Annotated in this window: 18 protein-coding genes; 7 read left to right on the forward strand and 11 right to left on the reverse strand. The window is 62.3% G+C overall.

What is annotated here, in order from left to right; genetic code table 11:
* Positions 1 to 59: 59 nt before the first annotated feature.
* From ABWL43_RS06555 to ABWL43_RS06580, 6 genes are all read right to left on the reverse strand, one after another.
* Positions 60 to 2,501 (reverse strand): penicillin acylase family protein, encoded by a 2,442-nt coding sequence (locus ABWL43_RS06555; protein ID WP_404487239.1) that lies wholly within the window; start codon positions 2,499 to 2,501, stop codon positions 60 to 62.
* A gap of 207 nt (positions 2,502 to 2,708) precedes the next feature.
* The gene (locus ABWL43_RS06560) at positions 2,709 to 3,353 is read right to left on the reverse strand and encodes a glutathione S-transferase N-terminal domain-containing protein (protein WP_145161927.1); all 645 of its coding nucleotides are present in this window, start codon (positions 3,351 to 3,353) and stop codon (positions 2,709 to 2,711) included.
* 93 nt (positions 3,354 to 3,446) lie between these two features.
* Entirely contained in the window at positions 3,447 to 4,232 is a 786-nt protein-coding gene (locus tag ABWL43_RS06565; protein WP_242194261.1) for an ABC transporter ATP-binding protein, read from the reverse strand.
* Positions 4,229 to 5,287 carry a FecCD family ABC transporter permease gene (locus ABWL43_RS06570; RefSeq protein WP_404487240.1) on the reverse strand — a complete coding sequence of 353 codons (1,059 nt, stop codon included), beginning with the start codon at positions 5,285 to 5,287 and terminating at the stop codon, positions 4,229 to 4,231. The genes ABWL43_RS06565 and ABWL43_RS06570 overlap by 4 nt, the downstream gene beginning before the upstream one ends.
* Positions 5,288 to 5,442: 155 nt before the next feature.
* Positions 5,443 to 6,558 carry an ABC transporter substrate-binding protein gene (locus tag ABWL43_RS06575; RefSeq protein WP_404487241.1) on the reverse strand — a complete coding sequence of 372 codons (1,116 nt, stop codon included), beginning with the start codon at positions 6,556 to 6,558 and terminating at the stop codon, positions 5,443 to 5,445.
* Positions 6,559 to 6,583: 25 nt separating this feature from the next.
* Positions 6,584 to 6,742 carry a hypothetical protein gene (locus ABWL43_RS06580; RefSeq protein WP_404487242.1) on the reverse strand — a complete coding sequence of 53 codons (159 nt, stop codon included), beginning with the start codon at positions 6,740 to 6,742 and terminating at the stop codon, positions 6,584 to 6,586.
* A gap of 196 nt (positions 6,743 to 6,938) precedes the next feature.
* Between ABWL43_RS06580 and ABWL43_RS06585 the strand changes: the two genes are divergently transcribed.
* Both ABWL43_RS06585 and ABWL43_RS06590 read left to right on the forward strand, forming a co-directional pair.
* Positions 6,939 to 7,649: a response regulator gene (locus ABWL43_RS06585; protein WP_145161938.1), complete on the forward strand. Its 711-nt coding sequence runs from the start codon at positions 6,939 to 6,941 to the stop codon at positions 7,647 to 7,649.
* Positions 7,646 to 9,067, forward strand: coding sequence for an ATP-binding protein (locus ABWL43_RS06590; RefSeq protein ID WP_404487244.1), 1,422 nt, complete (start codon positions 7,646 to 7,648; stop codon positions 9,065 to 9,067). Before ABWL43_RS06585 ends, ABWL43_RS06590 begins: the two co-directional genes overlap by 4 nt.
* Positions 9,068 to 9,194: 127 nt before the next feature.
* Here the strand turns inward: ABWL43_RS06590 and ABWL43_RS06595 are convergent, their stop codons facing one another.
* Genes ABWL43_RS06595 through ABWL43_RS06610 form a run of 4 tightly spaced genes read right to left on the reverse strand, consistent with a single transcriptional unit; the run spans position 9,195 to position 10,875 of the window.
* Entirely contained in the window at positions 9,195 to 9,404 is a 210-nt protein-coding gene (locus tag ABWL43_RS06595) for an SEC-C metal-binding domain-containing protein (RefSeq protein WP_065890089.1), read from the reverse strand.
* The gene (locus tag ABWL43_RS06600; RefSeq protein WP_145161943.1) at positions 9,401 to 9,883 is read right to left on the reverse strand and encodes an LEA type 2 family protein; all 483 of its coding nucleotides are present in this window, start codon (positions 9,881 to 9,883) and stop codon (positions 9,401 to 9,403) included. The genes ABWL43_RS06595 and ABWL43_RS06600 overlap by 4 nt, the downstream gene beginning before the upstream one ends.
* A 21-nt stretch (positions 9,884 to 9,904) precedes the next feature.
* Complete coding sequence (locus tag ABWL43_RS06605; protein ID WP_145161945.1) at positions 9,905 to 10,375, reverse strand: YchJ family protein; 471 nt, start codon at positions 10,373 to 10,375, stop codon at positions 9,905 to 9,907.
* Positions 10,376 to 10,377: 2 nt separating this feature from the next.
* The gene (locus ABWL43_RS06610; RefSeq protein ID WP_145161948.1) at positions 10,378 to 10,875 is read right to left on the reverse strand and encodes a DUF6231 family protein; all 498 of its coding nucleotides are present in this window, start codon (positions 10,873 to 10,875) and stop codon (positions 10,378 to 10,380) included.
* 190 nt (positions 10,876 to 11,065) lie between these two features.
* Between ABWL43_RS06610 and ABWL43_RS06615 the strand changes: the two genes are divergently transcribed.
* The 3 genes from ABWL43_RS06615 (at position 11,066) to ABWL43_RS06625 (ending at position 12,966) form a co-directional block, all read left to right on the forward strand.
* Positions 11,066 to 11,761 (forward strand): OmpA family protein, encoded by a 696-nt coding sequence (locus ABWL43_RS06615; RefSeq protein WP_369300778.1) that lies wholly within the window; start codon positions 11,066 to 11,068, stop codon positions 11,759 to 11,761.
* Between the two features lie 160 nt (positions 11,762 to 11,921).
* On the forward strand, positions 11,922 to 12,215 hold the full coding sequence (locus ABWL43_RS06620; protein WP_404487245.1) for a DUF1145 domain-containing protein: 294 nt from the start codon (positions 11,922 to 11,924) through the stop codon (positions 12,213 to 12,215).
* The gene (locus tag ABWL43_RS06625) at positions 12,208 to 12,966 is read left to right on the forward strand and encodes a collagen-like protein (protein WP_145161956.1); all 759 of its coding nucleotides are present in this window, start codon (positions 12,208 to 12,210) and stop codon (positions 12,964 to 12,966) included. The genes ABWL43_RS06620 and ABWL43_RS06625 overlap by 8 nt, the downstream gene beginning before the upstream one ends.
* A gap of 1,289 nt (positions 12,967 to 14,255) precedes the next feature.
* Here ABWL43_RS06625 and ABWL43_RS06630 read toward each other — a convergent pair.
* Positions 14,256 to 14,720, reverse strand: coding sequence for a CopD family protein (locus tag ABWL43_RS06630; protein WP_119738805.1), 465 nt, complete (start codon positions 14,718 to 14,720; stop codon positions 14,256 to 14,258).
* Between the two features lie 99 nt (positions 14,721 to 14,819).
* Here ABWL43_RS06630 and dinG point away from each other — a divergent pair, with 99 nt between their 5' ends.
* Positions 14,820 to 16,964 carry an ATP-dependent DNA helicase DinG gene (dinG, locus tag ABWL43_RS06635; RefSeq protein WP_119738807.1) on the forward strand — a complete coding sequence of 715 codons (2,145 nt, stop codon included), beginning with the start codon at positions 14,820 to 14,822 and terminating at the stop codon, positions 16,962 to 16,964.
* Between the two features lie 98 nt (positions 16,965 to 17,062).
* Complete coding sequence (locus tag ABWL43_RS06640; RefSeq protein WP_404487247.1) at positions 17,063 to 19,360, forward strand: beta-galactosidase; 2,298 nt, start codon at positions 17,063 to 17,065, stop codon at positions 19,358 to 19,360.
* Positions 19,361 to 19,416 lie beyond the last annotated feature (56 nt).

The raw sequence follows: 19,416 nt of genomic DNA on the forward strand, positions 1-19,416 counted from the left end.
CCTTCGCGAGCAAGCCCGCTCCCACATTTTTGATCCGGTTTCTTCAGTGAGAAACCGGGTTACTTGCCGGGTGTGAGGGTCAAGCGGGTTTTCCCATACACCTTGTCAAAGTTCTGCGGCTGCATCGGGAAGCTCAGGTATTGCGCCTTGAGCGACGGGTCGATGCCGTTCGCATAATTCGGGCTGGCCGGGTTGCCGGACTGACCAATGCCGCCCTGGCCCATCATCGGTTCAATCTGGCCGAAGTCGACAATCATGCGCAGCGCCGGCACCTGGGTGGTGGTGAAGTCCTGGCCCCAGCGGTAGGGCGCCGGGTTCAGGGTGTTGTGGTCGCCGCCGCTGGCGAACGGGCCGCGAATCACCTGGCCGTTGGTGTTTTTCCACGTGATGGTGTGCAGCTTGCCCCACTGCCAGGCCTTGTGGTCGGCGCCCAATTGGCTGTCGCCGGTCGTGATCGCGGCGGCCAGGCTGCGGGCCAGGATCGCCGGCTTGTCTTCTTTTTGCGCAGTGCGCACGTCGTCCCAGAACGGGCTGTCTTCGCGGCCCAGCAAATGGTCGGCGTTGGCGGAGTAGGACAGGTTGGCGTTGCTGATAAAGGCTTTCCAGCTGGCGCTGTTTTCCGGGCCGAGTTCGTCGAGGAAGATCTGCTTGGTGCTTTCCTGCAGGAACAGCTCGTAGATCGCCGCGTCGGCAGACGTTGGCGCCAGTCGGCCATCAAACGCCATCAGGCGATTCAGCGCCTCGCGGGCCTTGGTCGCGTCAGCCGCCGGCAGCGCATCAATCGCCTGTTTCAATGGCTGGGCCATGCCCGGTGCCTGGAACATGGTCTTGAGCTTGGCGGCGAAGGGGGTGGTCTGGTCGTATTGCATGGCGATCATGCTGCGGCTGTCATGCTTGCCGGCGTTGGCCAGCTGCGCCAGGCGTTCGCTGCGCTCCGGTGCATCCCAGGAATTGGACAGTTGCATGCCATAACCGCGTGGCGCGGTGCGCTGGTTGGCGGTGCCGATCCAGCCTTGGGCCGGGTCCTGATCGTACGGGTGCAGCATCGCGTCGGCGTAGCCGTCCCAGTCAAAGCGCGCGTCCCAGCCCGGCGACGGCAGCAGGCCTTCGCCTTCGCGGCGGTTGGGGAAGCGGCCGGTGACTTGCCAGCCGATATTGCTGGCGTCGGCGAAGATCATGTTCAGGGCGATGGCGCGGATTTCCCGGGTCGCGTCCGACGCCTTGCCGGCGTTTTGCGCACGGGACAGGTCGAAAAACGCGTCCAGGCTCTTGTCGTCCTTGAAGTCGGCGGTTTGCAGGGCCAGGCCGAAACCGCTTGTCAGCGCCTGGCTGCTGTTGAGCAGGGCGCCGTGGCGAGTTTCGTAGACCACTTCACGCAGTGGCCGCTGGCCTTTGGCGAAGTAGGTTTCGTTACGCACGGTGGCCGGCAGCCATTTGCCGTTGTTCTCGTAGTACAACGCGTTGCCTTGGCGTTTGACCTTTTCCAGGAACAGGTCTTGGGTGTCGCCCTTGACCGCGCTCATGCTCCACGCGACTTTGCCGTTGAAGCCGGACAACAGGGTCGGCAGACCGGCAATCGAGGCGCCGACTGCCTGGTATTTGGGCGCACGGATCTGCACGTAGTTCCACGGCGATGGCGCTTGCGGCTGGGCGGCAAGGTCGCTGGCCAGCAGGCTTTTGCCGCTGCGGCTGCGTTGCGGGCCGATGGCCCAGTTGTTGGAGGTGGTGACCGCCAGGGCGTTGAGGCTGTTCAACTGCTGGCCAACGCTTTCCAGGCCCGCAAGGCCTGTGATCTGGCCCAGGTTCACGCCCTTGAGCTTGTCGGCCTCGTCCGCCGGGATTGGCTCATCCGGCGCGCTTGGCGTGAGCCAGGCGAGCTTGTCGACGCCGACTTTCTGCGCCAGCACCAACGAGGAGAGTTCTTCTTGCAGGTTGCTCGATTCGCTGAAATTCAACAGGCAGAACAACAGCGCCGAATCTTCCGGTTTCCAGTACTCGGGCTTGTAGCCGGTCTGGGCCAGGTCCGGCGGCAGCTTGTCGCGGTAGCGGAACAGGTAGGCGTTGACGCCGCGGGCATACACTTCAAAGAAGCGCTTGAGGCGCGGCGACGACGCGTTGTACAGCTCGCCGGCGCTTTTTTTCAGGTTGACCGCGCGCATGAAGCGGTCGACATCCAGCACCTCCGGCCCGGACATTTCCGCCAGACGGCCCTGGGCCAGCAGGCGCAAGGTGACCATCTGCGTGATGCGGTCGCTGGCGTGCACGTAACCGAGGCTGAACAGCGCGTCATGGAAGGTGTTGCTTTCGATCAGCGTCATGCCCTGGGCATTGCGGCGTACCGACACGTTCTGTGCCAGGCCTTTGATCGGCTGCACGCCGGCAACGGGCGGCAGGGTGTCCTGGGTGCTCTGGAGCTGGCAACCGGCCAGGCTTAATGCACTGGCCACTGCCGCGGCAACGCCGAACCGGGGAAGAAAATGTGAGAGGGCTGGCGAGGCCATGGCAAAGCTCCTGCGGGGGGTAGCGTCATTAAAGGCGCTACGTTAGTGAGCGCGGCGAAACGACGCAAGCAGGAGTTTGGGTTAAGCACGAGAACTTGAGACGAATAGAGATCAATGTGGGAGTCGGGCTTGCCCGCGATGCAGGCACCGCGGTTTTTCATGTGTACCGAGGTGATGCTATCGCAGGCAAGCCAGCTCCCACAGAGATCAGGCTTTAGGCGGATTCACTTTCTGCACCAGCTCATACGCCCGAACTGTCGCCGGGCGTTCCTTGATGCTGTTGAACCAACGCTGCACGTGGGGGAAGTCCTCCAGGCGCTGGCTTTGCCACTTGTGGGAAACGATCCACGGGTAGATCGCCATGTCGGCAATGCTGTAGTCCTCGCCCGCCACGAAGGCGCGGTCCGCCAGGCGCCGGTCCAGCACGCCATACAGGCGCGCGGTTTCATCGACGTAACGCTTGATCGCGTAGGGGATTTTTTCCGGTGCGAACTGGCTGAAGTGATGATTCTGCCCGGCCATTGGCCCCAGCCCGCCCATTTGCCAGAACAGCCACTGCAATGCCTCCTGGCGACCGCGCAGGTCTTTGGGGAGGAACTGGCCGGTTTTTTCCGCGAGGTACAGCAAGATGGCGCCGGATTCAAACAGTGAAATCGGCGCGCCGCCGTCGCTCGGGCTTTGGTCGACGATGGCCGGGATACGGTTGTTGGGAGCAATTTTCAGGAAGTCTGGTTTGAACTGGTCGCCCTGGCCGATGTTGATCGGGTGCACCTTGTAGGGCAAACCGGCTTCTTCCAGAAACAGTGAAACTTTGTGACCGTTGGGGGTAGTCCAGTAATACAGGTCGATCATGAAGCTCTCCAAATGAGCGAATGCCTGCAGGTATAGGTGATGATCCAAGGGCAATAATTCAATCAAACATTTGCGTCTAACCTTAGAAGCGTTTCACACAGCCCCATCGACCAGCACCTGCAACGACTGCTGCGAGCACCGTTCAATGCGCACCCGCACGCCGTAAACGTCGGCAAACAGCGCCGGGTCAAGCACCTCATCCGCTACGCCACTGGCGTACAAGCGGCCCTGGCGCAGCACGGCAATGTGGTCGGCAAACCGCGCGGCGAGGTTGATGTCGTGCAGCACCACCACGGCGATCAGGTTGTGTTCGCGCACCAGCCCACGCACGCAGTCCATGACCTTCAACTGGTAATTGAGGTCGAGGGCGCTGGTGGGCTCGTCGAGCAACATCACCTGTGGGCGGCGCGCGATGAGTTGGGCGAGGCTGACCAGTTGGCGTTGGCCACCGGACAAAGTGCTTAACAGTTGATCGGCCAGGTGTGCGATGCCGATGCGTTGTAACGCCTCAAACGCTTCACGCAGACAGGCCTCGCTGGACAAGGGAATGCCTTCGACATGGGCCACGCGCAATGCGGCGATCACGCTTTCCATCACACTGAGGCTCAGGCCCGGCGGCAGGTTTTGCGGCATGTACGTGACGCGGCGCGCCCGCTCGGCCACGGACATGGACGACAGGTCCAGTGCACCCAGCCTTACCACGCCTTGCATCTTTTCCAGCCCGGCCACGGCACGCAGCAAGGTCGACTTACCGGCGCCATTGGGGCCGATCAGCGCGGTCAGGCTGCCGTGGGGCAGGGTAGGCAAGCTCAGGTCATGCACGATTTGCCGCCGGCCATAACTGACGTTGGCGTTGTGCACCGATAAGCCCTGGTTCATAGCTGCCTCCCGCGCTTGAACACCAGCACCACGAAAATCGGCACGCCCACCAATGCGGTGACGATGCCGACCGGCACGATCACGCCCGGCATGATCAGCTTGCTGGCAATCGACGACAGCGCCAGCAGCAATGCGCCGGTCAAGGCGCTGGCGGGCAGCAGGAAGCGTTGGTCCTCACCCACCAGAATCCGCGCGATATGCGGACCGACCAGACCGATAAAACCGATGGTGCCTACAAACGCCACGGCTGTGGCCGACAACAAGCTGATGCGCAGCAACGAGAAAAACCGCAGGCGCTTCACGTCCACGCCAAAGCTTTGCGCGCGGTCTTCGCCCATGCGCAGCAGGGTCAGGCGCGGTGCGGCGGCGAAAGAAAACGGCATCACCACCGCCACGACCAACGCGAGGATGCCGAGCTTGTCCCAGTTGGCCCGGGTTACGCTGCCCAAGGTCCAGAACACCAGTTGCTGCAAGACATCTTCAGTGGCAACCAGTTGCAGCAGGGCCACGACCGCATTGCAACTGAACACCAGCGCGATGCCGAACAACACCAGGCTTTCCACGCCCGCGCCGCGCAGGCGCGACATGGCTTGCAGCAAAAATACCGAGGCCGCCGCGAAGATAAAGGCCGAGATGGAAATCGCCGTGTTGGCCGACACCCACAACGTGGTCACCGGAAACACGATGACCAGCGACGCGCCCAATGCGGCGGCCGACGACACGCCGAGGGTAAACGGGCTGGCCAGTGGGTTATTCAGGATCGCCTGCATCTCAGCCCCGGCCAGCGACAACGCGCAGCCCACCAGCACGGCCATCAGCGCGTAGGGCAAGCGCACATTCCAGATGATGACGTGGTCGGTGGCGCTGAGGTGCGAGGGGTGCAGGATGCCGTCGAGCAAAGCCGGCAGGCCCATGCCCGACGGGCCACTGGCCAGGTCCACCAGCATCGCGCAGACCAGCGCCGTGCCCAGCAGCGCCAGCAGCCAGGCGCGGCGTGCCAGCAAGCGGCGGTAGCCATGAGTGGCACTGGCGAGGTCGAGGGTTTGAGTGGTCATTTGGCTCACACACATTTAACAAACGATGAACATCCAGATATGGGAGCTGGCTTGCCGGCGATAGCGGTGTATCAGTCGACTGATTCAGTGGCTGACACTCTGCTATCGCCGGCAAGCCAGCTCCCACTGACTGCGTTCCAACAGGGCGATAAGTGTTACTGGGTTTTTGCGTCAATCCAGTAAGCACCCTGCAACGGCATGCCCAGGAACTGTTGGTTGATTTGCGCCATGGTCGCCTGCGGATCAAGCGTGGCGAACAGCTGCGGGTGCACCCACTTGGCCAGCGCTTCGATCGCCAGCAGGTTGTACGGCGAGTTGTAGAAGTCATGCCACAGGCCGTGGGCATTGCCCTCGCGGATGGCCCGAAGATTGGCGAATTCCGGCCGCGCCAACACCCGATCAAACGCCTCACGTGCTTCATCAGTGCTCACGCCAGCGCCCAGGATCAGCCCAGGCTTGTGGTTGCCGGTGGCCACGTACACGTCCGGATCGGCTTTCAGCGCGTACTCGACGCTGATATCGCCCAGCGCACCCGGCACCACGTCGGCGGCGATATTGCGCCCGCCGACCAGCTTGATCACTTCACCCATGCCGCTTTTGCCGGTGGTGTGCCCAGGTGCCTGCCAGGCACCGGCCAGCAGTTCCAGAAACACGCTCGGGCGCGGACCCGCCGGCAGCGTGGCGACGGCGTCGGTGATGACTTTGATGTGCTGGTCATAGAAGGCCAGGAAGGCGTTGGCCTGGGCTTCACGCCCCAGCGCCTGGCCCAGCGCGATCATGCTGGTGTGGGTGCCTTGCACCGGGTTGATACGGAAATCGACGAACAACACCGGGATGCCCGCCTTGGCCAGCACGTCAGCCACCGCGCTGTGTTCGGTCGGCCCGTGGCCGGAGATGCTGAACACCGCCAAGTCAGGTTTGAGCGAGAGAATTTCCTCGGCGCTGACGCTTTGCTCGGAGGCTTGCCCGATCAACGGGATGTCTTTGACTGTCGCAAACTTCGCCACATAGGCGTTGTAGGTGTGCGGGTCCAGCAGCTTCAAGTCATTTTGCCAGCCAACGATGCGCTGGAACGGCGCGTCCTTGTCTAGCAAGGCAAATGCCGAAATCAAGCGACCTTCGCCGAGCACCACGCGTTTGACGTCGTCCTTTACCTCGACCTTGCGGCTCAGCACGTCGGTGACTTCATGGGCGGCGGCGGTTTCGGCATGGCCGAGCACCAGCGCGGCGAACAGCACGCCGAGCTTGAGCACGTTACGGGGTTTGAACATGGCGGAGGCTCCTGATGCGGGAAAGTTAGAACTCATAATCGACACTGGCGGTGAGGGTGCGGCCGGCGCCCGGGACGCGCGCATCGGCCCAGGCAGTCGGTGCGACACTGCCGGCAGCGAGAAAGCCGAACATCGGTGCCAGGGTGGTGTGCAGCGTGTGACGGTGCGGGGTGGACAGTGACATGGCGGTGACCCGAGCCTAAATTACAATTACTCTCATTTAGGTTCGGTAGTCTAAAGAGCGATTCGGCCCGCCATACCCCGGGTTTGTATCGCTGATGCGTGATTATGGTTTCCCACAACATTCCATTACATTTGCGCTTACCACTGGCTGAGCTTTCGGCTATCTCCTGCGTTTTGAGTTTTCGGATTGACTGCCCATGGCAAAGCTTGACCACCTGTTGATCGTTGATGACGACCCGCAAATCCGCCAACTGCTCTGCGACTATTTGAGTGACGCGGGCTTTCAGGTGTCCACCGCCGCTGACGGCAAGGAAATGCGCCGCCGCCTGGCGCTGAACGTGATCGACCTGATCGTGCTCGACCTGATGCTGCCCGGCGAAGACGGCCTGAGCCTGTGCCGCGAGCTGCGGGTCAGCTCCAACACGCCGGTGGTAATGCTCACGGCCAAGGGCTCGTTGATCGACCGCATCGTCGGCCTGGAAATCGGCGCCGACGACTACCTGCCCAAACCCTTCGACCCGCGTGAATTGCTGGTGCGCATCAAGGTGGTGTTGCGCCGGGTACAGAGTTTTCCGGACCGTGCGCGCCTGGATGAGGCGCCGAGCATTCGGTTCGCGGGCTGGCAACTCGACACCCGGGCGCGGCAACTGCTCAGCCCCGAAGGCGTGGTGGTCAGCCTGGGCAATTCGGATTACCGCGTGTTGCGCCTGTTGTTGCAGCACCCGAACCGCCCGTTGAGCCGCGACTTTCTGCTCAACCATGTGTTCGACAAGGACAGCACGCCGTTCGACCGCTCCATCGACGTGTGCGTCAGCCGCCTGCGCTCGCAGCTGCCGGCGGGGCTGATCAAGACCGTGCGCAACGAGGGTTACATGCTCACCGCCGATGACGTGGTGCTGGGCGCGTGAGGCTGCTGCCGCGTTCGCTGTTCGGGCGCCTGGTGCTGATTTTGGTCAGCGGCATGCTCGCGGCCCAGGCGCTGACCAGCAGCATCTGGTACGACCGGCGTCATGGCCAGGTGCTGGAAATCCCCGCACGGCTGATCGCCACGCGTTTGGCGGACGTGGTGCGCGTGATGCACAGCGACCCGCAGCAGGCCGACCATTTGATCCAGCTGCTTGATGCGCCGCACTTTCGGCTGACCTTGAGCGACCAGGCCAGCAACACGCCCAGCACGCTCAACGACAGCGACCGGCCCACCGAACGCCTGATCAAGCAGGTGTTGGCGCAGAAAACCGGCTACGCGCAAACCTTGAGCCTTTTACGCCTGTCGCTGGTCGATGGCCAAGGGCAGACCGCCGGGCTCTCAACCTTGCTCAGCTCCAAGCCGGTGGTCGGGCAGTTTCTGATCGACCTGCGCCTGCCCGATGGGCGCTGGTTGCACGTGGACGCCAGTGAAGAGCAGGGCTGGACCAGTACCTCACCGCTGGACCTGTGGTTCGATTACGTGATGCGCATCTATTTGCTGCGGGTGCTGGTGCTGGTGGTCATCGCCCTGGTGGCGGTGCGCCTGGCCATCCGCCCGCTGAATGCCCTGGCCAAGGCCGCCGAGGCGCTGGGTCGGGACATCCAGCGCCCACCGTTACCGGTGGATGGCCCGACTGAAGTGCGCCGCGCCGCCCAGGCGTTTAATGCGATGCAGCAACGGCTGATCGCCAATATCGCCGAGCGCACGCGGTTTCTTGCGGCCATTTCCCACGACCTGCGCTCGCCGATCACACGCCTGCGTTTGCGCACGGAAATGCTCGAAGACACGCGCACCCAGGAGCGTTTTCGCAGCGACCTGGAAGAAATGGAACACATGGTGGCCAGCACCCTGGACTTTGTCAGCAGCGGTGAGATCAACGAGACGCGACAGAACATCGACATCAATGCCTTGCTGCAAAGCCTGCAGGCGGACCTGGAGGACGTGGGCGAAAGCGTGACCATCATTGGCCGGGCGAAGCAGCCGCTGCCGGGGTATGCGCGCAGTCTCAAGCGCTGCGTGCAGAACTTGCTGGAAAACGCGGTGCGTTATGGCTGCGAGGTGGTGGTGCAGGTTGAGGATCAGGCGGACAGTTTGAGGATCGTTATCAGTGACCGTGGCCCGGGGATTCCCCAGGAGCAGCTGGAGCAGGTGATGGAACCGTTTTACCGGGTGGAAGGTTCACGCAATGCAGAAACCGGCGGCTATGGGTTGGGGTTGAGCATTGCGCATACGATTGCGCGGGCGCATGAGGGGCGGTTGAGTTTGAGCAATCGGGAAGGCGGCGGCTTGGAGGTGGTGCTGCTGTTGTGGCGAGCGGGCTCGCCCCGCGTTGGGGTGCGAAGCAGCCCCAAAACCTGAGATTGCGTTTTGTCTGAGCGAACGCGTTGATCTTATTGGGGCTGCTGCGCAGCCCAACGCGGGGCAAGCCCGCTCGCCACAATAAGCCGGCTCGCCATAGCAAGCCGGCTTCTGCGGGGGCAGGGCATCAGGCCCCGTGGCACTTCTTGAATTTTTTCTCGCTGCCGCATGGGCAAGGATCGTTGCGGCCGACGTCTTTCAGGGCGTTGCGCACCGGCTCCTGGTGAGCGTGGCCGCAGTTCGGGCCGTGGACATGGCCGTGGTCATGATCATGATGATCATGGTGGTCGTGATCGTGGTTGCAGTCAGGACCATGGACATGGGGTTGCTGAGTCATCGATGTCGCTCCGGAATAAAATCGCCGGGGATTATCTCGCCATTGTGGTTCACCTGCACGTCATTACCGATGAATAATCCGGTTTTCAGCTCGCCTTCCAGGCGATAGGGCACGGGTTTGCTCGGGTTTTTAAGCATCTGTACCACATCGCGTATCTGCGGCCAGAGGTTGGTTCGCACCTTCACCCGGAAAAAAGCATGGCCGCGCGGTGGTACGGTCAGCCATTCGTTGGACTCGCCTTCGGTCAGCACGAAATCGCCCAGGCTGACTTTGTAGATCAGGCCGCGCACCGTAAGGTCGGCGTCGTCGCGGTTATCCACGCGAAAGTACAGCTTGAAGCGCTGCTCGAGCAATTTGGCGCGCACCACTTCAACCTTCACCAGGGAGACATGAGGCGGGGGTGCGCTGTCCTCGAACCAGGACGCGCACCCGGTGAGGCCCAGGGTCAACGCCAGCATCAAGCTGTACATCCGGAGCATGGCGTTTTCCCTGTCAGTTGATTAGAGGTAGCTGGAGCAGCACTTCTTGAATTTCTGCCCACTGCCGCACAAACATACATCATTGCGCCCGGCCTTCACCTCCACTGTCGGGTCGATGAAGTACCAGCGCCCCTCATTCTGTACGAAAGAGGACTGCTCGCGGTGGCTGTGTTCCCCGGTGCTGTCATGCCAGCGAGCGGTGAACGTCACGAACGCATGCTCCGGCTGGCCGCCAAACACTTCGGAGCTTTCCACTTCAAGGCCAAGCCAGGTGCTCTGCGCACTCCAGGCGCCGATGGCGGCGCGGTCCAGTCCGGCTTGTTGCGCGGGCAAAGTAGTGGCTACCAGGTAGTCCACCAACCCCAGCACGTAGGCGCTATAGCGCGAACGCATCAACGCGGTGGCGCAGGGCGCCGGGTGGCCGGCGTGATAGTGGCCGCAGCACGCATCCAGCAGATTGCCGCTGCCACACGGGCAAATGGGTGTACTCATGGTTACCACCAATACTTTCCGAAGTTTTCCGGGTTGGCCCAGAAGCGGGCGTTGAGCCAGTCCGGCACTTGTTTATAGTCAAGCAGATCATAGGTAAACAGCGTCAGAACCTGATCATCACGCTGGAAGCGCTCACCGGCTTGCAGCGCCAGAGAGAAAAAATCGGTTTCCTTCCAGCCGCAGGCGTTCAGGTCTGCCAGCACCGCAATGCGACTGGCATTGAGGTTGCGAATGCCGCCGAGCAGCGTCAGGCCTTGCGGTTTTGACAGGTGTTCCAGGCAATCGACCACCAGCGCCAGGTCAAAACGCTGCGCCGCAAGTTCTGCCGGTAACGGCCCTGGCGCGGCAATCGCTACCTGGGTGTCCGGGTGCTCGGCCTCAAAGGCCTCCAGCGCCGGGAACTGGCTGGCACCCAACAACAACAGGCGTTTGGGCTGGTGCAAATCCAGCAAGGCGGCCAGCGCTTGCTGTGGCGTACGGGAAGAAATACCAGCGGTCATCAGAGATCCTCACATCAGGACCCTAGAGACTAGCGCGGCTGAGCGTGCGGGCCTAGAGCGGGCGGCGTGCAAAAGTCCTGCACACAGGGCGATCTCCAATAAATACGGGGGTTCGGCGCAGTGGCGCAGATGAAAAGAGCGGTCTTTACTCCACCCGTCGGCCCCCGCCGATCCCCTCAGGAGAAATCAGATGAGCATCATGCGGACAGCTCTACCCTTGGTTCTGCTAACCGGAGTATTGACAGGTTGCGCAGGTTTGCAAAAAACCGATTGGCCCACCTGTGCAGCCGTCGGTGGTGTGACCGGCGCAGCGATTGGCGCCACTCAAAGTTCGGCATACGCGGGTTATGGCGCGCTGCTGGTCGGCGGCATGGCGGGCGCCTATTGCTGGGTGCACGGTGATGGCGACGAAGATGGCGATGGCGTGCCGGACAGCCGCGACAAGTGCCCGGGCACGCCCAAGGGCGTGCAGGTTGATGTCAACGGCTGCCCACCTGTGCCAGTGGCGGCCGTGGTGGAAGAGGTGGTCGTGGTCAAGGAAGAAACCATCGTGATCCGCGATGTGCACTTTGAGTTCGACTCGGCCAGGCTGACGGCGGCGGACAAAACCAAGCTCGACACCATCGCCACGCGCCTCAAACGTGAAGCCCCGAGCGCGCAGCTGCGGGTCAGCGGGCATACCGACAGCGTCGGCAAAGACGCCTACAACCAGAAACTCTCGGAAAAACGCGCACACTCGGTCACCGATTACCTGGTGAGCGCGGGCGTGCCGCGCAGCAACTTTGTATCGGTGGTGGGCGCGGGCGAAAGTCAGCCGGTGGCCGATAACAAAACCGCTGACGGTCGAGCCTTGAACCGTCGTGTGGAAATCAAAATCAACCGCTGACGGCCTTTGCCCCTGTGGGAGCCACAGGGGCATTGCTGGCGATCCTCGCCGAAACCGCAAGCAAACCGTGCCTTTATCAAGTTTTTTCATCCTTCACTGGCAAATCGCCTGCAGAAGTCGGTACTGTGCGCCCAAAGAATAATAGGCAGGGGCATGCAGGATGAAGGTGTTTTGGGGGCTGGGAAAGTTTCTGACGTTGCTGTTCTGGGTTGTGGTGGTGGTCAATTTATTGCGGCCGCTCGCCAATCCGTTTCACCTGTTGGTCAGTCTGGCCGGCAGTCTGTTGTTGCTTACTCATCTGTTGGAATTGCTGTTGTTCAACAGCAGCCTGAAACACCGTGCCCACCCCTGGCGTGACCGCCTGCAGATTCTGCTGGTGGGGATGTTCCATGTGCGGGGCCTGTCGGCGCCTGCCGTTATTGATGAAGCAAACAAGGAGGCCAATCATGCGTAAGGTTTTTCTGTTGGCCCTGTTGGTCAGCCCCATTGCCCTGGCGCAGAGCGTCAGTGTTGAAACCAACTCGCTGATGCGCCTGCCCAGCAGCACCAACGTTTTGCAGCTCGAACGCCTGGATGTGGCGGATTACGGCACGTTGCTGGTTCCGGCGACCATCAGCCAAGTGACGGTGGATGAGCTGCATTTGGGCCGTGAAGCGCGGATCGCCATCGCCCCCGGCAATACCGCGCTGCAATTGCAAGTGCGTAATGCGCAACTGGAACATGGCAGCCAGATCACTTCGCGCGGTGCTCCCGGCACCCACGAAAGACCCGCCAAGGCGGGGCGTGACTTGGTCCTGCGCATCAACGCGCTGACCGCCGATGAACTGTCGGTGGACGCCCGTGGCGGCGCCGGCGCCCAAGGCTATGCCGGCCTGGATGGCGCCAATGGCGTGGACCCAGGCTGCACCTGGGGTTCAGCCGGGCGCGGCGCCAATGGCGACAATGGCGGTGATGGCCTGCCAGGCGCAGCGGGCGCGACCGTACGCGTCGAGCTGCCGCAGAGCTTCCCGGCCGAGCAGATCAAGGTCTGGGTGGATGGCGGTGCGGGCGGTTTGGCCGGCACGGCCGGTAAACCGGGCAAAGGTGGGCAATCCAAGGGCTGCCTGGTGTACCGCGCCGATGGTGGCCAGAAGGGCCGGCCAGGGTTGGAAGGGCAACCGGGGCCGGCTGGGCCTGCGGGTGCTGTGACTATCCAAAGGCTCTAACGCCTCATTGTGGCGGGGGGGGGGGGGGGGGGGGGGGGGGGGGGGGGGGGGGGGGGGGGGGGGGGGCTTGCCCCGCGTTGGGCTGCGAAGCAGCCCCAATAAGGCCACCGCGTTTTTACAGATGTAATGCGCCGTCTGGTTTCAGGGCTGCTTCGCAGCCCAACGCGGGGCAAGCCCGCTCGCCACTGTAGTCGGCAGCTTTAGAACATCGGCCGAGCTGAAGCAATCGCCACCACCAAGCCGATAATCAGATTAATCCCCACCAGCTTGCGATGGTGACCAGAAGGGCATGGGACTATCCAAAGGCTCTAACGCCTCATTGTGGCGAGCGGGCTTGCCCCGCGTTGGGCTGCGAAGCAGCCCCAATAAGGCCACCGCGTCTTTACAGATGTTACGCGCCGTCTGGTTTCAGGGCTGCTTCGCAGCCCAACGCGGGGCAAGCCCGCTCGCCACTGTCGTCGGCAGCTTCAGAACACCGGCCGAGCCGAAGCAATCGCTACCACCACCAGCCCGATAATCAAGTTAATCCCCACCAGCTTGCGATGGTGACCAGAAGGGCCTGTGACTATCCAAAGGCTCTAACGCCTCATCGTGGCGAGCGGGCTTGCCCCGCGTTGGGCTGCAAAGCAGCCCCAATAAGGCCACCGCGTCTTTACAGATGTTACGCGCCGTCTGGTGTCAGGGCTGCTTCGCAGCCCAACGCGGGGCAAGCCCGCTCGCCACTGTCGTCGGCAGCTTCAGAACATCGGTCGAGCCGAAGCAATCGCCACCACCAAGCCGATAATCAGATTAATCCCCACCAGCTTGCGATGGTGACCAGAAGGGCAACCGAGGCCTGCGACTATCCAAAGGCTCTAACGCCTCATTGTGGCGAGCGGGCTTGCCCCGCGTTGGGCTGCGAAGCAGCCCCAATAAGGCCACCGCGTCTTTACAGATGTTACGCGCCGTCTGGTTTCAGGGCTGCTTCGCAGCCCAACGCGGGGCAAGCCCGCTCGCCACTGTCGTCGGCAGCTTCAGAACATCGGTCGAGCCGAAGCAATCGCCACCACCAACCCGATAATCAGATTAATCCCCACCAGCTTGCGATGGTGACCAGAAGGGCAACCGAGGCCTGCGACTATCCAAAGGCTCTAACGCCTCATTGTGGCGAGCGGGCTTGCCCCGCGTTGGGCTGCAAAGCAGCCCCAATAAAGCCACCGCGTTTTTACAGATGTAATGCGCCGTCTGGTTTCAGGGCTGCTTCGCAGCCCAACGCGGGGCAAGCCCGCTCGCCACTGCAGTCGGCAGCTTCAGAACATCGGCCGAGCCGAAGCAATCGCTACCACCACCAACCCGATAATCAAGTTAATCCCCACCAGCTTGCGAATCTGCCCCAGCGCAGCCGCACCCGCCGGCCAGTCCTCGGCCGCCACCGCTGTGCGCAGTTCCGGGAATTTCAACGCCTGGATACGGATAAACAGCGCAGTCATCACCAGATACAAGCCCATCATCACCTGCACATAGCGCGGTGCGGTCTCAAAACCACTGAAGCGCAGTTGCAGCAGGCCGATGCCGCTGATCGGCAAAACCAGCACCGCCACCCAGACCCACACGAAAAAACGTTGAAACACATTCGCCCACAGCTTGAGCCGGGCAGGGCCCTCAAGTGCCGCCATGGCGGCGGGGCGCAGGATCATCCAGGCGAAAAACATACCGCCGACCCACACCAGGGCGGCCAATACATGCAGGGTGTAAGCGAGGCTAAACGCGGTCATTGTGGTACTCCGTTCTGCGCGGGATTAATTAGCGGGGTATGATAGCGGCCGATCCGAACCACTGAAAATTTATCCAGCGTTTTTTGCGCCCGACTATCCATGATCAGCACTGAACTCAAAACCACGATCCAGGGCGCCTATTCGCGTTTTCTCGAAGCCAAGAGCTTGAAACCGCGCTACGGCCAACGCCTGATGATCGCCGAAGTGGCCAAAGTCCTCGGGGATATCGACACCGACGACGAAGGTCGGCGCAGTGGCGACCCCGCGGTCGTGGCCGTCGAGGCCGGCACCGGTACCGGCAAAACCGTGGCCTACAGCCTGGCCGCGATTCCTACCGCCAAGGCCGCCGGCAAGCGCCTGGTGATTGCCACCGCCACCGTCGCCCTGCAGGAGCAGATCGTCTACAAAGACCTGCCCGACCTGATGCGCAACAGCGGCCTGAATTTCACCTTCGCCCTGGCCAAGGGCCGTGGGCGCTACATGTGCCTGTCCAAGCTCGACGTATTGCTGCAGGAAGGTCACGCCCAGACCGCCACAGCATCGCTGTTCGAAGAGGAAGGCTTCAAGATCGAGGTTGATGAAGTCAGCCAGAAGCTGTTTACCAGCATGATCGAGAAACTTGCCGGCAACAAATGGGATGGCGACCGCGACAGCTGGCCCACCGCTCTGGAAGACGCCGACTGGGCGCGCCTGACCACCGACCACAGCCAGTGCACCAACCGGCATTGCCCCAACTTCGGCCAGTGCGCCTTCTACAAGGCCCGCGAGGGCATGGGCAAGGTCGACGTGATTGTCACCAACCACGACATGGTCCTGGCTGACCTGGCCCTGGGCGGCGGCGCTGTGTTGCCGGACCCGCGCGACACCCTTTACGTATTCGACGAAGGGCACCACTTGCCCGATAAGGCCATCGGCCATTTCGCCCACTACACCCGTTTGCGTTCCACCGCCGACTGGCTCGAAACCACCGCCAAGAACCTGACTAAATTGCTCGCCCAGCACCCGTTGCCCGGCGATCTGGGCAAGCTGATCGAGCAGGTGCCGGAGCTGGCGCGCGAGATCAAGACCCAGCAGCAATTCATGTTCAGCGCCTGCGAGCAGGTCGCCGACTTCAAGCCCGGCGAAGACGTCGAAGGCCGCGAACGGCCGCGTCATCGCTTCGTCGGCGGCTTGATCCCCGAGCACATGCGTGAAATGGGTATCGAGCTGAAGAAAGGCTTCTCACGGCTGACCGACCTGTTCACCCGCCTGACCGACCTGCTCAAGGAAGGCATGGACGGCGAGGTCAACATCGGTATCGCCAGCAACCAGGCCGAGGAATGGTACCCCCTGTTCGGCAGCCTGCTGTCGCGCGCCCAGGGTAATTGGGAGCTGTGGACCGCCTTTACCGTCGAAGACCCCGAAGACAACCCGCCCATGGCGCGCTGGCTGACCTTGTCCGAAAGCGGTGCGCTGTTTGATATCGAGGTCAACGCCAGCCCGATCCTCGCCGCCGAAATGCTGCGCCGCAACCTGTGGAACGTGGCCTACGGCTGCCTGGTGACCTCGGCCACGCTGACCGCGCTGGGCACTTTCGACCGCTTCCGCATGCGTGCCGGCCTGCCGAAAAAGGCCGTCACCGCCGTGGTGCCGAGCCCGTTTCACCATGCCGATGCCGGTGTGCTGCGAGTGCCGGACCTCAAGGCCGACCCTCGCGACGCGGCCGCGCACACCGCCGCGATCATCCGCGACTTGCCGGACCTGGTGGAAGGTTCACGCGGCACCCTGGTGCTGTTCTCCTCGCGTAAACAGATGCAGGACGTGTTCGACGGCCTTGACCGTGACTGGCGCAAGCAGGTGTTCATCCAGGGCAACCTGTCCAAGCAGGAAACCCTGAACAAGCACAAAGCGCGTGTTGATGGCGGTGATTCCAGCGTGTTGTTCGGCCTGGCCAGTTTCGCCGAAGGCGTGGACTTGCCCGGTGCCTACTGTGAACACGTGGTGATCGCCAAGATCCCGTTCTCGGTACCGGATGACCCGGTCGAGGCGGCCTTGGCCGAATGGATCGAAGCCCGTGGCGGTAACCCGTTCATGGAAATCTCGGTGCCGGATGCTTCCTTGAAGCTGGTCCAGGCCTGCGGGCGCTTGCTGCGTACCGAGGAAGACCGGGGCACCATCACCTTGCTCGACCGCCGTTTGGTCACGCAACGCTATGGCAAGGCTATCCTCAATGCTTTGCCGCCTTTCAGGCGCGAAATTTCTTAAACCACTGTGGGCGAATTCGCCCACTTCGTGGTCTATCTCACTGCCAACGCTTTACGTCATCAGGCCATTCACCGGCCGTTTGGGAGAACCTTGTTCGTATGATTCGCACGCTGCCCGCTCTGTTTGCCTTGTTGTTCGCCGCGCCCTTGATGGCCGCGCCTGCCGGGCAACAAACGCTGTTCAATTTCGTCCGGCCTGCCGATGTGGTCAAGGTCGCGACCCAGGACGCGAGCCTGCCGCAATACAACGCCGAACAAACCGCTGAAGGCGAGGTGCTGCGCCGCATCACCTTCAACCCGGCGGCCGAACCGAGCCTGGTGCTCAGCCCGCAGACCGGCGTGTGGGACTGGTCGCAGTCCGGCGCCATGAGCCTGCGTATCCAAAGCGCCATGGACTGGGCGCTGACCCTCTACGTCAAGGTGCAGAGCACCGACGGCCAGACGCTGGTCAGCCGCATCGACCTGCCGGCCGGCCCCGCCCAAACCCTGCTGATTCCGCTACAGGCCAACTCGCCGCTGAGCCAGGGCATGAAGGCCGGGCCGCCGATGCCGATTACCGTGGAGGGCCAGCGTGTGCTGTTGGCCAGCAGCGCCGGGGCAATCGATCGTAGCCAGGTGGCGTCGGTCACCCTGTCGATGATCAAGCCCAATGCAGCCCAAAGCATCCTGCTGGAACGCTTTGGCGTGCAGGACAGCGAGCCGGTGCTAAGGGCTGCCTACAGCGCGCTGGTGGATGCGTATGGTCAGTCCACACGCGCGCGTTGGCCGGAAAAAGTCAGCAGCGACGAACAACTCAAAGCCGCAGCGACCAAGGAGCAGCAGCAGCTCAAGGGCTGGCTGGCTGAGCGCGACAAGTCTGCCCTGGACCAATATGGCGGCTGGAACAAAGGCCCGGCGTTCGAAGCAAGCGGCTTTTTCCGCACCGAGAAGCGCGACGGGCGCTGGTACCTGGTGACGCCGGAAGGCCATCCGTTCTACTCCCTGGGCGTCAATACGGTTGCCCCGGACGATAACCAAACCTACGTGGCCGGCCGCGAATGGATGTTTGCCGCGCTGCCCAAGTCCGGTGAGCCGTTCGACAAGTATTACGGCAGTGCGGATAACCGTGGCGGCAACGGCGCCGACCAGGGCCGGGGCTTTAATGTGGGGCGTTGGTACGACTTCTATGGCGCCAACCTGCAGCGCACCTATGACACGCAGGGTTTTGACCACAAGCGCTGGGTCACGCACACGCTGGACCGCCTGCAAGCCTGGGGTTTCAACACCGTGGGCAACTGGAGCGACGAGGATTTGGCCAGCGCCGACCGCGTGCCGTACACCTTGCCGCTGTCGATTGTCGGTGACTACGCCAGCATCAGCACCGGCACTGACTGGTGGGGCGGCATGCCCGACCCGTTCGACCCGCGTTTCGCCATGGCCACCGAGCGCGCGGTGGCGATCGCGGCCCGCGATCACCGCGATGACCCGTGGCTGATCGGCTTTTTTGCCGACAACGAGCTGGCCTGGGCCGGCCCTGGCGACGATCCAAAATCGCGTTATGCCCTGGCCTACGGGACCTTGCGCATGACCACCGACGTGCCGGCCAAACGTGCGTTTCTCAAACAACTGCGTGACAAATACCGTAATGAAGAAGGCCTCTCCAAAGCCTGGGGCATTCACCTGTCGGGCTGGGAGCTGATGGAAGACCCCGGCTTCGAGCCGCCGATGCCAAGTCCTGAGCACCCGGAAATCGAAGCGGACTTCAAATACTTCCAGAAGACCTTCGCCGATGCCTATTTCAAGACCATCTCCGATTCGTTGAAGTGGCACGCGCCCAACCAGTTGCTGCTGGGTGGCCGCTACGCCGTCAGCACCCCGGAAGCCGTAGCGTCCTGCGCCCAGTATTGCGATGTGCTGAGCTTCAACATGTACACCCTCAAGCCTCAGGACGGTTACGACTTCGCCGCCCTGCGCGCGTTGGATAAGCCGGTACTGATCACCGAGTTCAACTTCGGCTCGGCGGATCGCGGTCCGTTCTGGGGCGGCGTGACTCAGTTGGCCAAGGAAGAAGACCGTGGCGTGGCATACAGCAACTTCCTCAAGCAAGCCATGGCTGAGCCGTCGATCGTCGGCGTGCACTGGTTCCAATACCTGGACCAACCTGTGACGGGGCGTCTGCTGGACGGTGAAAACGGCCACTTTGGCCTTGTAGGCATCACGGATGTGCCGTTCCAGGGCTTTGTCGACAGCGTGCGCAAGAGCAACCTGGCGGCCGTCGACCAACTGGGCAAGGAAGCCGAAAAAGCCAAGGCCGCCAGCGGGGTGCGTGAGAGCGAAGCCGGCAAGTCGGGGCACGACGGCAGAGGCGCGGGGCAGGGCGCCGGGCATGCTGGCGGTCACTCTGGAAATGGCCATTGATTCATATTTGACGGGTTCACAAAACCGCCAATGACTGGAACAATGTCGGCCACTTA

Source organism: Pseudomonas sp. HT11, from assembly GCF_044875395.1.
In the GTDB taxonomy this organism is placed as follows: Bacteria; Pseudomonadota; Gammaproteobacteria; order Pseudomonadales; family Pseudomonadaceae; genus Aquipseudomonas.